At 31.7% G+C, this 15432-nt stretch carries 15 protein-coding genes; 12 read left to right on the top strand and 3 right to left on the bottom strand.

From position 1 onward, the window contains the following. Positions 1 to 27: 27 nt before the first annotated feature. The 3 genes from BK011_03535 (at position 28) to BK011_03525 (ending at position 3115) form a co-directional block, all read left to right on the top strand. The gene (locus BK011_03535; GenBank protein AUD64794.1) at positions 28 to 1014 is read left to right on the top strand and encodes a hypothetical protein; all 987 of its coding nucleotides are present in this window, start codon (positions 28 to 30) and stop codon (positions 1012 to 1014) included. 250 nt (positions 1015 to 1264) lie between these two features. Continuing rightward, on the top strand, positions 1265 to 1807 hold the full coding sequence (locus tag BK011_03530) for a hypothetical protein (GenBank protein AUD64793.1): 543 nt from the start codon (positions 1265 to 1267) through the stop codon (positions 1805 to 1807). An 84-nt stretch (positions 1808 to 1891) separates the two neighbouring features. Further along, positions 1892 to 3115, top strand: a complete 1224-nt coding sequence (locus tag BK011_03525; GenBank protein ID AUD64792.1) for a hypothetical protein — start codon at positions 1892 to 1894, stop codon at positions 3113 to 3115. Between the two features lie 126 nt (positions 3116 to 3241). Here the strand turns inward: BK011_03525 and BK011_03520 are convergent, their stop codons facing one another. Continuing rightward, the gene (locus BK011_03520; protein ID AUD64791.1) at positions 3242 to 3760 is read right to left on the bottom strand and encodes a hypothetical protein; all 519 of its coding nucleotides are present in this window, start codon (positions 3758 to 3760) and stop codon (positions 3242 to 3244) included. Positions 3761 to 3935: 175 nt separating this feature from the next. Here BK011_03520 and BK011_03515 point away from each other — a divergent pair, with 175 nt between their 5' ends. The 3 genes from BK011_03515 to BK011_03505 all read left to right on the top strand — a co-directional run bounded on the left by BK011_03515 (position 3936) and on the right by BK011_03505 (position 6838). Beyond that, on the top strand, positions 3936 to 5018 hold the full coding sequence (locus BK011_03515; GenBank protein ID AUD64790.1) for a hypothetical protein: 1083 nt from the start codon (positions 3936 to 3938) through the stop codon (positions 5016 to 5018). 99 nt (positions 5019 to 5117) lie between these two features. After that, the gene (locus BK011_03510; GenBank protein ID AUD64789.1) at positions 5118 to 5630 is read left to right on the top strand and encodes a hypothetical protein; all 513 of its coding nucleotides are present in this window, start codon (positions 5118 to 5120) and stop codon (positions 5628 to 5630) included. 788 nt (positions 5631 to 6418) lie between these two features. Then, the gene (locus tag BK011_03505; protein ID AUD66134.1) at positions 6419 to 6838 is read left to right on the top strand and encodes a hypothetical protein; all 420 of its coding nucleotides are present in this window, start codon (positions 6419 to 6421) and stop codon (positions 6836 to 6838) included. A gap of 112 nt (positions 6839 to 6950) precedes the next feature. On the opposite strand, the gene BK011_03500 is transcribed toward BK011_03505, so the two are convergent. Next, positions 6951 to 8528 carry a gamma-glutamyltransferase gene (locus BK011_03500; GenBank protein AUD64788.1) on the bottom strand — a complete coding sequence of 526 codons (1578 nt, stop codon included), beginning with the start codon at positions 8526 to 8528 and terminating at the stop codon, positions 6951 to 6953. Between the two features lie 120 nt (positions 8529 to 8648). Between BK011_03500 and BK011_03495 the strand changes: the two genes are divergently transcribed. The 5 genes from BK011_03495 to BK011_03475 are packed head-to-tail and all read left to right on the top strand — an operon-like array spanning position 8649 to position 12756. After that, positions 8649 to 9266 (top strand): hypothetical protein, encoded by a 618-nt coding sequence (locus BK011_03495; protein AUD64787.1) that lies wholly within the window; start codon positions 8649 to 8651, stop codon positions 9264 to 9266. A gap of 14 nt (positions 9267 to 9280) precedes the next feature. Next, complete coding sequence (locus BK011_03490; protein ID AUD64786.1) at positions 9281 to 10174, top strand: 6-phosphogluconate dehydrogenase (decarboxylating); 894 nt, start codon at positions 9281 to 9283, stop codon at positions 10172 to 10174. Further along, positions 10171 to 11538 (top strand): glucose-6-phosphate dehydrogenase, encoded by a 1368-nt coding sequence (locus BK011_03485; protein AUD64785.1) that lies wholly within the window; start codon positions 10171 to 10173, stop codon positions 11536 to 11538. The genes BK011_03490 and BK011_03485 overlap by 4 nt, the downstream gene beginning before the upstream one ends. Continuing rightward, positions 11535 to 12170: a cyclase gene (locus tag BK011_03480; GenBank protein AUD64784.1), complete on the top strand. Its 636-nt coding sequence runs from the start codon at positions 11535 to 11537 to the stop codon at positions 12168 to 12170. The genes BK011_03485 and BK011_03480 overlap by 4 nt, the downstream gene beginning before the upstream one ends. After that, positions 12154 to 12756, top strand: coding sequence for a hypothetical protein (locus BK011_03475; protein AUD64783.1), 603 nt, complete (start codon positions 12154 to 12156; stop codon positions 12754 to 12756). Before BK011_03480 ends, BK011_03475 begins: the two co-directional genes overlap by 17 nt. A 28-nt stretch (positions 12757 to 12784) precedes the next feature. Here the strand turns inward: BK011_03475 and BK011_03470 are convergent, their stop codons facing one another. Continuing rightward, positions 12785 to 14011, bottom strand: a complete 1227-nt coding sequence (locus tag BK011_03470; GenBank protein ID AUD64782.1) for a hypothetical protein — start codon at positions 14009 to 14011, stop codon at positions 12785 to 12787. Between the two features lie 319 nt (positions 14012 to 14330). Between BK011_03470 and BK011_03465 the strand changes: the two genes are divergently transcribed. Beyond that, positions 14331 to 15251: a hypothetical protein gene (locus BK011_03465; GenBank protein AUD64781.1), complete on the top strand. Its 921-nt coding sequence runs from the start codon at positions 14331 to 14333 to the stop codon at positions 15249 to 15251. Positions 15252 to 15432: the final 181 nt, after the last annotated feature.

The following is a 15432-nucleotide window of genomic DNA, read 5'->3' as shown; positions in this document are numbered from 1 at the left end:
ACAACTATGAAATCAAAGGAGCTAGTTATGAAAATTTTATTGATTGGTGGGACGGGTTTAATATCAACTGCAGTTGTTGAAGAAGCACTAAATAGAGGTATGGAGGTATTTTTATTAAATCGGGGAAATAAAAATGTTGAGTTCAATAAGCCTGTAACACAACTGACTTCAGATATTAACGATGAACAAAGAGTTAAAGAACTTTTGATTCCTCACTTTTTTGATGTGATTATTGAGTTTTTTGCGTTTACTGTTGAACATGTTCAAAGAGATTACCGTCTTTTCAAAGGTAAAACAAACCAATATATTTTTATTTCTACAGCATCCGCATACCATAAACCTTTACCTAAAAGTCCAATAACTGAAGATATTCCACTTGAGAATCCTTATTGGCAATATTCTCAAAATAAAAAGTATGCTGAAGAGTACCTATTAAGCTTAAGGGATGATGAATTTAATGTAACAATTATTAGACCATCTCATACGTATAATGATCGATCACTTGTATTTCAACTTAGCCCTTGGAGTCATCCATTTACGATCTTAAACCGCATGATCAATGATCAGCCTATCGTTCTTCCAGATGATGGAGAATCTTTATGGACATTAACATATCATAAAGATTTTGCGAAAGCTTTTGTTGATATTTTTGGAAATGAGATGACCTATCAAGAATATTATCACTTAACAAGTGACAAAGTTTATACTTGGAATGAAATTACAGCATCAATCTATGAAGCACTTGGAAAAAAACCTAATATTATCTATATTCCAACTGATGATATTTTAAAGCATTTTCCTGAAGTTAAAGGTGAGCTTTATGGCGATAAAAAAGAAAATGCAGTATTTAATAACTCTAAAATTAAAGCTGTAGCCCCACATTATGTTTCAGAAACTGAGTATCCTGAGATTGCTAAAAGAGCAGTTAATTATTATTTAACACATAAAGAAGCACAGACCATTGATGAAAAATTTAATGAAAAATATGAGAAACTTATAAAAGCATTTGAATAATACATGAAATGTTAAGATCACTTGTGATTTTGGTGATGATAAAAATATAGATCAAAGCATAAGATTGTTTTATGAATGTTATTAAAGCTTAAGAGCATAGATATCATCATATGTAAAAAGCGGTTTTGATGTTCTGTAAATGCGATATATTTTAAGTTGAAAAAGATAAAAATCAACACCAATAAACATCTTGTTCATGTTACAATAAATAGAGATAAAACAAACTATGTATAGAACACGAGGTAACCAAATGATCGTATGTGTCGGAGCTAGCGCAAGCGGAAAAACTGAATTAGCAAAAACTCTTTACAACCACTTTGGATATAAGAAATGCGTCACTACAACCACAAGAGATAAACGCGTGGGTGAAAAAGATGGTATAGACTATCATTTTTTAAGTAAAGATCAGTTCGAATCTTTAATTGAAAACAAAGGTTTTTTTGAAGTGACACAGTATAATCAAAACTATTATGGTATACAAAAGAAAGATGTTTTTAAACAAGGGATCATCATTGTTGATCCCAATGGAGCAAATACTCTTATTGATCAATTAGAAAAAGATGTATTTGTTGTATATGTAAAAGCATCTGAATTGATTAGAAGAAAAAGAATGCATGACCGATTAGATGATCCTAATCTGATCGAAAAAAGGATTTTAAATGATAGAGAAGTATTTAAGGAAGAACATATCAAACGAATCGATTTAATTCTATATAATGAATCAGAGCATATAGAACAATTAGCAAAAAAAGTACATCAAGCATATCAAGCATATATGAGCCAGCATCTTTAATCGATTTTGAGCTCATTTTTTTTGCGAATAAAAATCAAAAAGAGGTATGTAATGTTATAATATGTTTAGCAATAGGAGGCACCAATGAAAAAATCACTTATCATAACAATTTCATATTTTTTAATACAAGGAATTGCACATAACATTGGTCATCCAGTCACTCCCGCATTTGTAAGATCTTTAGATATACCAGATTATATGTTTGGTGTATTTTTTGCGTCCATGAGCTTTGGTCTAATGATTGGCGGACCTATTTGGGGGACATTAGGTGATGCAGGTAAGAAAAAGAAATATATTCTCATAGGAATTATATTATATAGTATTGGTCAATTATTTTTTGGATATGTTGGTAATCAATATGGCATGATTTTCTTTAGATTTTTAAGTGGTATAGGAGCTGTAGCAGCAATTACACTCTTAACAAGTCACATCATTGAACTATCTAATAAAGAGCAAAGAGCAAAACATTTAGCATATGCAGCTGCAGCATTAACTTTAGGTGCATCTATGGGATATTATTTAGGTGGGTTTATGAGTACAAATGATACCATTGTTGATTTTCTAAATATTGATAACTATAGCAAAATCTTTTTAATACAAGCTATCTTTAATTCGATATATGCAATCTTTTTATATTTTACGTTTGTGGATTCTAAATTCGATGCCCAGACACCTAAAAAAGGAAATATATTTACAAACTTAAAAGAGGTTGCTCATATTAGACTTAGTTTGTTATTCTTTCTAATCTCACTTACATTTATGACAATAGGTGCAACAAATCTTAGTAAATACATCGATGTTTATTTTGATGAACTAGGATATTCTCCACAAGATTTAGGAACATTTGTGTTTGCAACTGGGGTTGTATCGGTTGTAACCAGTGTTTTTATTGTTCCATTTTTCTCAAGATTAAAAAAGCAACTTGTTGCAATTGCTGTGATTCAACTATTAAGTGCAGCTATTGTATTTTACGTGTTTAGAGCTTCTAATTTTTTATTAGCAGCATACACGATATATATGATCTATGTGGTGGCTAAAGCCGTTTATCTACCTTTAGAACAAAACTATATTTCTTTACATGCACAAGAAGGCAAATATGGTAGGGTCATGGGTGTTAGACAATCATTCTTATCCATTGGTATGGTTTTAGGGCCGTTATTGGGTGGATTCTTATATGAAAGAAGTGCCCTGTTACTATTTGATTCGTCAGCTATGACGTTTATAATTGGTGTATTATTATTGGGTGTTGTTTATGCCTTAGAAAAAAGATATCAACAAAAGCAAAAAAAACAAGAGCAAATCATGTGACAATAAAAAAACACTTTGATAAAATTAAATTATCAAACATCTTGTCAATGTATTGATACATCCAACTTTCTCCGGATATAAGAAAAACACGCAACCCATTTTGCGTGTTTTCTTTTTGTATAGGATTTAATATGATAAATCTATCCAATATCTCTGGATGATCTCATGGTCAGTAACATCATACACTTCATTTTCGAGGATTCCTCCATTAGCGATAATAGTTTTTGCTGAGGCTACATTTGACTTGTCACAAACCATTAGCACTCGAGTGATACCTTTTTCTTTCGCTTTTTTTAGAGCAAGACCTAACATTTTTTTAGATAAACCTTTACCTCTCATTGATGGACGAATACCATAGGCGATATGTCCTCTAATTTTTAGGAGTATGTCATTTAGATAATGTCTTATGTTTACAAATCCAATAATATTATCTTTTTCATCAACAAAGAAATAGTTTGAATCAGGTACATATCCTCTAGGTAAATTAATATCATGCTCAGCATCATAAAAATATTTTAAGAGTTCTTCATATGACATATCCTTAAGATCTGATGTCAGTGGAGTCATAGACTCATCACCCCAGTCTTTTAGATAATCAAGGTATTTTTCTTTGTATCCAATCGTGGGTTTTATTAATTTATACATAGGGTAACCTCCACATTTTCTAATTCTATGATAACATTTTATCTGCTCTTATCAAAATCTAAAAAAAATAAACCGCTTTGTTAAGGTAAAAAAAATAAAAAATGAAAAAAATTCAATTTTTTACCAACAAAAACAAAGACTTGTTCGTTTATATAGTGAAAGGAAGGTAGATACCATGAAAAAAATGTTAGGTATTACATTATTTATATTTGGATTATTATTTTTAGGAGCATGTACACAAGGCAGTACACTCAGTTTAAGTTTAAGTAGTGATGAAGATGTGTTCTCATATCAAGCTTTAGCAACCTCTTCATTATTGCAAAGTCAAACTGGTGATACACTAGTTGAAAAAGAATCAGGATTTTCACTTTTAAGTGGATCACAAACACTTGATACAGTAGAAGAAGTTGTAGAACCAGTAGAAGTTGTAGAACCTTATTTAGAACTTATTGAAAAATTTATGTCAGGTGATCAAGGATTTAACGCTACAGTTCAAACTTCTGATAATGTAGATTATGAGTTTATGATTGTGTTTCAAACATCAGATTTACTAGGAGAAGCGCAAACATACACATTATATTATAATCAAGTTTTAGAAAGTGATTTAGAGGATGAAACAGATGAAACTGATGAAGTTGAAGAAGAAGATGAAGCTGATGAACCAGATGACGAACAAGAGTACATTATCAATGGTATATTAGTTTATGGTAGTCAAACGTTTACTGTCAAAGGTGAAAAGGAAATAGAAGCTGACGAAGAAAAACTAGAATTTATTTCTTATATCGATGAACTTAATTATGTTCGATCAGAATATAAAGTTGAAGAAGATGAAACCAAATTCTCTATAGAAGAAGTTCGTGACGGTGAAGTATTTAGTGAATCAGAAATCAAAATTGAAATAGAAGATAACGAAATCAAAGTTGAATTAGAACAGTTCATGAATGGTAACGAATACTATTATGAGTTTAAGTACGAAAATGAAGATGGCGATAATGTCATTAAAGTTGAGTATGAAACTCAAATAGATGGCGTTGAAGAAGAAGGCGAAATTAAAGCTTATGTAGTTGTTGATGAAGTTACTGGCGAAACCTCATATTTTATCGTATTAGATGATGATAAAGATGGTGAAGCTGATTATGAGTATGAAAAAGATCGTGACGATGACGACGATGATGATGATGAAGATGAAGAAGAAGATGATGACGATGAAGACGACAGCGAAGATGAAGTAGAAGACGAAGAAGAAACTGAAGTATAATCGTTAAAACGTATTTACAACATATGTAAACAACTTGTGATAGAATTATGTTAAGGAAGGTCTCATCCTTCCTTAATTTAATTGCAAAGGGCGAAAAACATGGTCATAAAACAGAAAATCATTGAACAATTAAAAAAACGAGATGAACAAGCTTTTGAGTATGTTTACAACCTCACAAAAAAAGGTGTTTACATTGTCATTTATAATATTTTAAAAGATCACAGTATGACTCAAGATATCATGCAAGACGCATATTTAAAAATGCTAGATAAGATTGACCAGTATCAGGCAAAAACAAACTTTTATAACTGGCTTCTGATGATATCAAAAAATCTTGCTTTAGATACCTATAGAAGAGAGCAAAAGTTAGTTCATTATGATGAAGTTGATTATGATGAAGTTTTGACATCTCATGAAGAAACGCCAGATCAAAAAGATCAGTTTAATCGCTTGTTAAGTGTTTTAACTGATGAAGAAAAAGAGATTGTATTATTAAGAATTGTTGAAGATATGAAACATAAAGATATCGCAAAAATAGTTGATAAGCCAACTGGTACAGTGACCTGGCTTTATCAACAAGCCCTGGATAAAATGAAGAAAGTGAGGGGATAATTATGCGTAAAAATGAAATTAAAAAAGTTTTAAAACAAGAAATTGAACGTCATGTCCCTGAACAACTTGATTTATCTAAGTTCAATTTAAAACCATCTGAAAAACCTGTGAAAGCTCATGGGTTTAGTATCCAAAGAAAATTTGGGTTTGCATTAGCATCATTTATGGTCGTTTTTGTAGTAATATTTTCTTTCTTATTGCAGCCAAATCAACCAACAAATCCAACACAGCCATATACATTTTCTGGAGATAACCAAGTAGTATCTTTTAGTGCGATGTCAACAGCTGCAATTTTATCACACACAGAAACGCAAAACTTATTGACGAGTGTATCTGTTCAAAGATTAAACACTATACCCACAAATCCAGTGATTGATCACGTGCTACCATATTTAGAACTAGCAGAAAGATTTTTAAATGATGATAATGGATTTATGATTGTTGAAAGTGAATCAGAGTTAGCTGAATATGCATATAAAACAGAGTTTAAGACGAGTGATTTAACGCGTTCAGTCATTACTTATGTTATGCACTACAATATGATCAACGAAGAAATAGATGGTGATGAGTCATCATATGACATCGAAGGTATATTAATCTATGGAAGTAAAACATATGATGTCTTTGGATCTAAAGAGTTTGAAGAAAATGAAGAAAAATATAGTTTTAAATCATCTATTGATGAACAGAATTATGTAAGTACATCATATAAAGAAGAAAAAGATGAAACTAAGTTTTCTTTCAAAGTTGTCGTCAACGGTAAAGTTGTAGAAGAATCAGTTATTGAGATAGAGACTGATAATAACGAAAAAGAAATCACTTTAGAATTTGTAGATGGTAATAATTATGGCACCTACACTTTTGAGTATGAAGTAGTTGACGGTAACTCTTTACTTGCCATAGAGTTCGAATCATTTATAGATGGTATCGAGCGTAGTGGAGAGATTGAAGTTTATGTCATTTTTGATGAAATCACACAAACATCTTCATATAGACTCATTGTAGATGAGGACGATGATGAAGATGAGTACGAGTATGAAGTTCGACGTGAAAATGATGAAGATGATGAAGAAGATGACGAAGAAGAGGATGAAGAAGATGAAGACGAAGAAGATACAGAGGACGATGAAACGGAAGATGAGGATGAGGAAGATGATGATGAAGAAGATACAAATGGCGAAAGCGAGTATATCTCTTTAAATGTTTAAAATAAATAGAAAAATGATTATCGTTATTGTTGATATGCTTATTCTATTTACCGTTTTGATCGTTACATTCTTATGATAATAAAACACTCGGAAAATCCCGAGTGTTATTTTTTTAGATATATGCAATTGTACCATCACATCTTTTTTCTGTACCAACATATATGCGTTCATTTAAGTTTAAAATGATTTGTCCTCTTCCAAATAAGCCTAAGTCCTCTTTAATTTCAATCGTATGTCCTTTTTTTGACAATCCCTCAACAATGTTTTTATCAAGAGATGGCTCAACATAAATCGTTTGATCTTTAACCCATTGATATCTAGGTCTATCAAGAGCTTCTTGAGGGTTCAAATTTAAATCGATCATGCTTGAAATGACTTGCAGATGACCTTGTGGCTGCATGAACCCACCCATGACGCCAAATGGTCCAATAGGTTTATCATCTTTCATAATAAATCCAGGAATAATAGTGTGATAAGGTTTTTTATTTGGAGCTAAAACATTAGCAGAATTTGGATCGACTGAAAAATTGTGTCCGCGATTTTGTAGTGTTATCCCTGTATTTGGAACAACCAATCCTGAACCAAAGCCCATATAATTACTTTGAATAAATGATACCATATTACCGGCTGAATCCGAAGTTGCTAAATATACAGTACCTGCTTGTTTTGGATGACCAAAAGTGTGATTTATAGCATTGTCCTTGATCAATTCATAACGCTTTTTAGCATAGGATTTAGACAATAGCTCTTCAATGGTCACATTCATGCTTTTTGGATCTGCGATATATTTAAGTCCATCGCTAAATGCAAGTTTTGTTGATTCGATTTGTGTATGATAAATATCTAAGGGTGATTTTTGATTTACATTATCATTTTCAAGTATGTTTAATCCCATTAAGCCGATAATGCCTTGAGTGTTAGGTGGAAGTTCAAGGATATCATACCCTCTGTATTTAGATGAAATAGGCTTTACCCATTCTACTTCGTGTTTTTCTAAATCAGTTTTTCTTATAAAACCTTGATATTTTTTTGAAAAAGCATCGATTTGATCGGCGATATCGCCTTTATAAAATGTATCACCATAGGTATTCGCAATATCTTCAAGAGTTTTTGCATGATCTTTTAAATATACAGTATCTCCTAGTTTAGGCACATTTTTAAATGTGTCAAACCAATATTGAAACATTGGATCTTTCAATTTTTTCTCATAGATTTTATATGCTCTATCCCAATAGTATTGAACTGTAGGTGCAATCTTAAATCCATCTTTCGCAAGTTTAATTGCCGGTGCTAGAACTTCTTTAAAATCAAGCTTTCCATACTTCTTTGAAAGTTCAGCCCAACCCTTAACAACACCAGGAACAGTCACTGGTACAAATCCAAAAGTTGGTATTTCTTTTAATCCTTTTTTATATAGATTTTCAAGACTTAAAAGTTCAGGAGAGTGACCAGATGAGTTCATACCGATGAGTTTTCCTTCATGCCAAACAATCGCAAAATTATCGCCACCAATTCCATTACTTGTGGGCTCTGTTACAGTGAGTGCTGCAGCGGTAGCAATAGCTGCATCAATGGCATTACCACCTTTTTTTAATATGTCTAAACCTGCTTGAGCAGCATTTGGTTCGCTGGTCGCAATCACACCTAATTTAGGTTTGATGAAGGCACTTTTAGGGTTTGCAAATTTCATGATTAAAACCTCTTTCATAATTCTATAGTCTTATTTTAACATTTATTTTCCTTTTTGAAATCGTGGTGTATGAGTTCTTAACATGATATAATATGAATATCAAAATAAAGAGGTATAAGCATGCGATCAAAAATTGTGTTAGACAATGAAAGTGAAGAAATTAAATCTTTAATGATAAAGGATCCAAATTTGGCACCTCTATTTGAAAAGAAAAGGGAAATAATCGTTCATGTGTCTAAGGATTATTATCAATCGTTGGTTGAAACTATTATTGCTCAACAGTTATCAACTAAAGCTGCACAAGCCATATCAAATAGGTTTAAAGAGTTAATGAATCATGACAATAAACCTGAACATATGCTTGTCATGGAAGACGAAAAACTTAGAAATATTGGTCTTTCAAGACAAAAGATAAAGTACTTGAAATCTTTAGCAGAACATGTTCTAAATGGAACACTTAATTTTGATCAGTTTGAAAAAATGTCTGACCAAGAAATTATTGATGAACTTGTATTAGTTAAAGGTATTGGTGTATGGACAGCACAAATGTTTCTTATGTTTTCGATGGGTCGGATGGATGTTTTTTCCACATTAGATTTAGGGCTTAGAAACGCACTTAAAAAATTGTTAAATCGACCAGAAATGACTTTTGAAGAAATAGAAACATATAGCCAGAAATGGAAACCATATCGTTCAATCGTTTCCCATTATTTATGGCATATATGGGATGAAGCTTAGAAAGGATGAAATATATGAAAATCAGATGTATAGGATTAGGTAAAATGGGGTCTAACTTGGTATATAATCTTAAAGAACATGGCTATGAAGTGATGGGTTATGATACGAATAAAGAAATTGTAGATCAATTAGCCAAAGATTTCATGACAACGACTTCGCTAGATGTTTTATTTAAAAATAGAGAGGAACGCGTTGTCTTATGGATGCTCATACCAAATCAAATAGTTGATAAAGTCATTGAAGATTTATTACCTTTTTTGAAACCTCATGATATTTTAATTGATGCTGGTAATTCTAATTTTAATTATTCAATCAGAAGATTCCATTATTTAAAATCAAAGCAAATTGATTTTATTGATTTAGGAACATCTGGAGGTACTTTTGGAGCGAGACATGGTATGTGTCTCATGGCTGGTGGAGAAAAAGAACCTATAAATTATGTATCTCAAGTTCTTAAAGATGTATCTACTGAAGGTGGATATGCGCATGTAGGTAAACCAGGAGCAGGTCATTATGTTAAAATGGTTCATAATGGGATTGAATATGGAATGATGCAAGCCATTGCAGAAGGACTGGATTTACTTGAGCAATCACCATTTGAATTTGATTATAAACAAATCACTGATATGTGGAATCATGGATCCATCATTGAATCCAATTTACTTAAGCATGCAAAAGGTGCATTTGAAGAAGATCTTGATCTAAGTGAAATAGAAGGAAGAGTTGATGATTCTGGTGAAGGCATGTGGATGATTGAAGAAGCCTTAAAACTTAAAGTCTCTCTACCAATTATTACCCAATCATTATTTACAAGATATAAATCAAGAGACGATTTACGTTTTCAGGAAAAAGTTATCGCAGCAATGAGAAAGGAGTTCGGTGGTCACGCCGTCTACAAGAAGAAATGAAAAAATTGATTTTTACAATATTTGGATCAACAGGAGATTTAACTTCTAGAAAGTTGCTTCCAGCTATATCAAAATTATATAAAGAAAATAAAATACCTAAAGAAACACTTGTCGTCTGTTTAGGAAGAAAACCATTTGATCATGATCAAGCTTATTTAAAGCATATGGATGATGCAGCAAGTAAAAAATTAGATTTAAAAATTTTAGAAGATATTGTCGTTTATCATCAAATGCAAATCACTGAAAACAAGGACTATCATACACTTAAAGAAATGCTTGATGAGCATAGAAACCAAGACACAAAAGAACTGTATTATTTGGCTGTCGGTCCGGAATTATTTTATGATGTAGCTAAAAATATTAATCATTCAGGATTAGTCAAAAAAGACAACTTGAATCAATCGATTATCTTTGAAAAACCTTTTGGACACGACTTAACAAGTGCTAAAAAAATCAATCAAGAACTCTGGGAGTTTTTTGATGAAAAGCAAATTTTTAGAATTGATCATTACTTAGGAAAAGAAATGATTCAAAATATTTTAATGGTTAGATTTGCAAACCGTATTTTTGAAGAGGTTTGGTATAACAGAACTATAAAAAATGTAAAGATTATAGTTAAAGAGACAGAAGGTATTTTAAATCGAGGCGGATATTATGATCAATCTGGTGCACTAAAAGATATGGTGCAATCCCATTTGTTACAAATGGTCAGTTTGGTTGCGATGGAAGTGCCCTTATCTTATTTTAGTGAAGATGTTAAAAATGAAAAAGTAAAGGTTTTAGATCATATAACATTTGACGAAAAATCTTTAATTTTCGGTCAGTATGAAGGCTATTTAGATGAAGAAAAAGTTGAGAAAGATTCAGAAACCGAAACTTTTGTTTTTCTAAAAGCATTTGTTAATACACCTAGATTTAAAGGAGTGCCATTTTATTTAATGACTGGTAAAAAGTTAGATAAAAAAGAGTCTGTGATTATTATTGAGTTTGAAGAAACTTCAGAACAAAGAAAATGGAATCTTCCACTTTCTACAAACAAACTCTTTATCAAAATCGCTCCTGAAGATGGTGTGGGTTTAAGGTTTAACTCAAAAGTTCCAGGACTCTCTGATGATGTTCAAGAAGTTGAATTAGAGTATTGTGCAGCATGTCAAGCATTTGGAAATATGAGTGAAGCTTATGAGAAGTTATTACTAGATGCGACTGGACATCATAAATCCTTATTTACTAGATGGGATGAAATCGAACTATCTTGGAAACTCATTGACCATATTAAAAAACATCAAGATAAACCTATAACATACAAATCATTTGATGCATTAAGAGCATTAATCAAAGAGAAAATGGATGTTGATATGTCATGAAATACTACGATGTAAGCATGCATGTAAAAGAAGATATGCAAGTCTATAAAAATAAACCGGAAAAAAAACCTGTATTTAGTATTGCATCTGACTTCAGTACTGGAAGCAGTCATGAAACACAAGTAGAACTTAATCTTCATACCGGAACACATATGGATTTTCCACTGCATATGATTAAAGATGGGAAAACCTCTGATACATTAGATTTAAATCGGTTGATAAGACCTGTCAAAGTTTTTGATATGACACATGTTAAAGATGGGATATCAGAAGCAGATCTTATTAACTATGAAATTGATGAAAATGATTTTATTCTGTTTAAAACACAAAATAGCTTTGAAAATGAGTTCAATTTTAACTTCATATATCTTAAAGAAAGTGCAGCAAGTTATTTAGCGCAAAAAAAAGTTAATGGGGTAGGCATAGATGCGCTTGGTATCGAACGCGATCAAACTGGACATCCAACCCACAAAATTTTATTTCAAAAAGATATCTATATCATTGAAGGATTAAGATTAAAAGAAGTGAGTGAACAAACATATTTCATGTATGCACTACCTATAAAGATGCCTAAATCTGATGCGCTTCTTTTAAGTGTAGTGTTGGTGGACAAAGATGATCAGGCTTGCTAGAGTTGATGATATTGACCAAATTTGGCAATTAAGACTTGAGACATCTGAGTTGTTAAAAGAAAGACATATTGATCAGTGGCAATACCACAAACCTGAAAAATCAACGATTTTAGAAGATATAGAGTTAGGTGAGTTTTTTATTGATGAGGTAGACAATTATATTGTTGGAATGATTGCAATAAAAAAAGGTATTGAACATACATATAATCAAATTTTTGGTGGTTCATGGGGATATGATCGACCTTATATGACGATACATCGATTAGCAGTAAAAAAAGATTGTTTGGGAAAAAATATATCTATAAATATGATGAAATTTGCCCATGAATATACATTAAGTCAAGGACTAGATTATATTAGGATAGATACACATGAAGACAATAAATATGCTCAAAGATTATTTACCAATCTGGGATATAAACTTAGAGGATTTATATTACTAGATGAAAATCATCCTGGAGAAAGAAAAAGACTTGCATTTGACATTAAGCTTAAGCAACCGGTAAAGATGTCAAGCACTAAAAATATAAAAAACGAGTATAAAGTTAATAAAAAGCATCATTTAAAGACATGCTTAAAAAAGTAAAAGTTATAAGAATTAATCTAATTAAGTTTTACTTATAAAGTCTATTGGTACTCAACAAACCATAGATAAGACGAATAAGTTTTCTAGCAGTTAAGGCGAGTGCACGTTTGTGTTGATGAGTCGTGACTTCATCATATTTCTTATGATAAAAATCACGATACTCAGGTATATGAATTCTAGCCATGTTGGCTGCTTGGATTAAAAAGTAGCGCAAATATTTATTTCCAGTTTTAGTCATGTAAGTCTCATCAGCGGTGAATTTCCCGGATTGATTTTTACGCCAGGTAATACCTGCATATTTAGCAAGTGCATCATTGGATTCAAACTGACTAATATCAACAATCTCAGCTAAGATACCGGCTGCATAAACTTTACCAATACCAGGTATAGACGTTAAGATTTGATAGTGATCATGATTAAACCCAGCGACTTGTCGCAAAATGGCTTTATCAATATCTTTCATTTCATGTTCATAACATTTAATGACATTTATGGATGAGGCGAGAGCTGTATTAATAGGATCATAAGAAACTTTATCAAGACGATAAGAATCTCTAGCAGCTTTTTGGATCTTAGCAGCGATATCAAGTGAATTATCAAAGCGATTTTTACTTGATTTAGCAACAAAGTCAGATAAATCTTCTAAAGATGAATCGATAATATCATCAATGGTTTTATAATCTAATAAGAGATCAACAGCAGTTGATCCAAAGTTATTAGAAAATATAGTTTCAAAGTTAGAAAACTTTATAAACACGTTATTAAGGGCATAAACCTTCTCATTGGATAGTTTTTCAGCAATATGAAGTCTATGCCTTGTGAGTCTTTCTAAAGCAAGTCTTTGACCACCTTTAAAGGGAGTTAACTCATCGGTTCTTCCAACTCTAGCAATATCAGCTAAGATGTAAGCATCTTTAGGATCAGTTTTATCCATATCAGCAAAACTTTTTCTATAATTTTTAGAAATTTTAGGATTGATGAGATAAACTTTGATATCGAAAACACTCAAAAACTTAGAAGCTGATAAGTAGGTCGCAAGATGACCGGAGTAAACACCAGTTGACTCTAAGATGACAATGACTTTAGAGAGATGATGTTTATCAAGAAGTTTTAAAATATGCGTTTCAATTAAGTTCGCACCATCTTGGGTATTAGGAATATTGACAGATAAAAGTTTATCACGATTAAAGTTAAGTGCATAAACGTGATTGGACAGTTTAGCAACGTCAATACCAACACATAAAGTATGATTCAAAAGAACACCTTCTTTCAAGGGAAAATAGATATAAGAGAAGTCCTAGCCTTGAAAGACAACTGCAGCCTCGCCAATAAGAAACCACCGTTAGACATAGAAGTTGAGTGAAATCTAACGGGTAACAACAACCGGTTAGCAGATAAGCCAATCAAGCAGGTTTGCACGCTTAAATAGCACCATGATGTGCAAGGAGTGGAAGCAGATTCTTCTAGTTACATCTTGATTTAATTATAACACTAGGACTTCAAACTTATAAATAATGATATGTAGTAAGGTATCAACCTAAATCTACACTACATATTATACGAGGAGTGATTAGATGAAAATATTCTTAGATCCAACAATGTTAAAAATAGATGTTTATGATCAAACGATCAATAGATTTAAAGATCACGATTTTGTCTATGATATTGAACAGAGTTTTGATGCCGATGTGATTGTATCTATGGGGAGTATATTAGAGCCTCAGTCACTTGAAAGATACCCAAATCTTAAATGGATAGCTTTAATATCTGCTGGTTACGATCATGTCGATTTAGATTATTTGAAGAAAAGAAACATTATGCTTACAAACGCTAAAGATGTATTTAGTATTCAAATTGCTGAAGATATTATTTCTAAGATGATGTTTTTCAATAGAAATCTGGGATTTCATTACGAAAAACAAAAGGAAAAACATTGGAAATATAAATCTGTAAACAGTGAGATTTATGGTTCAACGATCGGGATTTTAGGAACCGGATCTATCGGTCAACATGTCGCTAAAAGACTGAAAGCATTTGATACTAAAATTATTGGATATAAAAGAACATTTGATCATGTTCCATTTTTTGATGTAATCTACACAGGAAAAAATGGACTATATGAACTATTAAAGGAAAGTGATTATGTTATATTAGCACTTGCTTTAAATGATCAAACAAAGCATATTATAGACGCTAAAGCATTATCGATGATGAAACCCAATGCTTTACTAATTAATGTTGCGAGAGGTGATGTCATCGATCAACAAGCATTAACAAAAGCGTTAATGACACACCAAATTAGAGGTGCTGCATTAGATGTCACAACTCCAGAGCCACTCCCAGAAACTGATGTTTTATGGACACTTGATAATTGCTTTATTACACCACATAACGCAAGTGCATCTCCGAAAATTCATGAACGAATAAGAGATGAGATTGAAGATACAATCGATCGCGTGATTCATAAAAAAGAGTTAGATAACCAGATCATTTAGAAATGTGTGCGCTTGCACACTTTTTAATTTTGTGAAAGTATAGTTTTCAATTGACTTTCCTTCATTATATGATAGAATAGAAACAGTATTTTGATATTCAAAAGATTTGAATAACAAAAAGAAGGTGGTAACTGTAAAAAGTGAATATATAATAGAATTGATGCCGAATTTGAAAAACCAA

This window comes from Tenericutes bacterium MZ-XQ, from assembly GCA_002838205.1.
Lineage (GTDB): Bacteria > Bacillota_I > Bacilli_A > Acholeplasmatales > Acholeplasmataceae > Mariniplasma.
This window is presented reverse-complemented; position numbering and strand designations above follow the sequence as displayed.

Excerpts from the sequence above, each read along its gene's own strand:
- BK011_03500 (AUD64788.1), bottom strand. The coding sequence starts at position 8,528 with ATGAAATTTGCAAACCCTAAAAGTGCCTTCATCAAACCTAAATTAGGT.
- BK011_03480 (AUD64784.1), top strand. The coding sequence starts at position 11,535 with ATGAAATACTACGATGTAAGCATGCATGTAAAAGAAGATATGCAAGTC.
- BK011_03530 (AUD64793.1), top strand. The coding sequence starts at position 1,265 with ATGATCGTATGTGTCGGAGCTAGCGCAAGCGGAAAAACTGAATTAGCA.
- BK011_03535 (AUD64794.1), top strand. The coding sequence starts at position 28 with ATGAAAATTTTATTGATTGGTGGGACGGGTTTAATATCAACTGCAGTT.
- BK011_03465 (AUD64781.1), top strand. The coding sequence starts at position 14,331 with ATGAAAATATTCTTAGATCCAACAATGTTAAAAATAGATGTTTATGAT.
- BK011_03510 (AUD64789.1), top strand. The coding sequence starts at position 5,118 with ATGGTCATAAAACAGAAAATCATTGAACAATTAAAAAAACGAGATGAA.
- BK011_03490 (AUD64786.1), top strand. The coding sequence starts at position 9,281 with ATGAAAATCAGATGTATAGGATTAGGTAAAATGGGGTCTAACTTGGTA.
- BK011_03515 (AUD64790.1), top strand. The coding sequence starts at position 3,936 with ATGAAAAAAATGTTAGGTATTACATTATTTATATTTGGATTATTATTT.
- BK011_03475 (AUD64783.1), top strand. The coding sequence starts at position 12,154 with ATGATCAGGCTTGCTAGAGTTGATGATATTGACCAAATTTGGCAATTA.
- BK011_03495 (AUD64787.1), top strand. The coding sequence starts at position 8,649 with ATGCGATCAAAAATTGTGTTAGACAATGAAAGTGAAGAAATTAAATCT.
- BK011_03520 (AUD64791.1), bottom strand. The coding sequence starts at position 3,760 with ATGTATAAATTAATAAAACCCACGATTGGATACAAAGAAAAATACCTT.
- BK011_03485 (AUD64785.1), top strand. The coding sequence starts at position 10,171 with ATGAAAAAATTGATTTTTACAATATTTGGATCAACAGGAGATTTAACT.
- BK011_03525 (AUD64792.1), top strand. The coding sequence starts at position 1,892 with ATGAAAAAATCACTTATCATAACAATTTCATATTTTTTAATACAAGGA.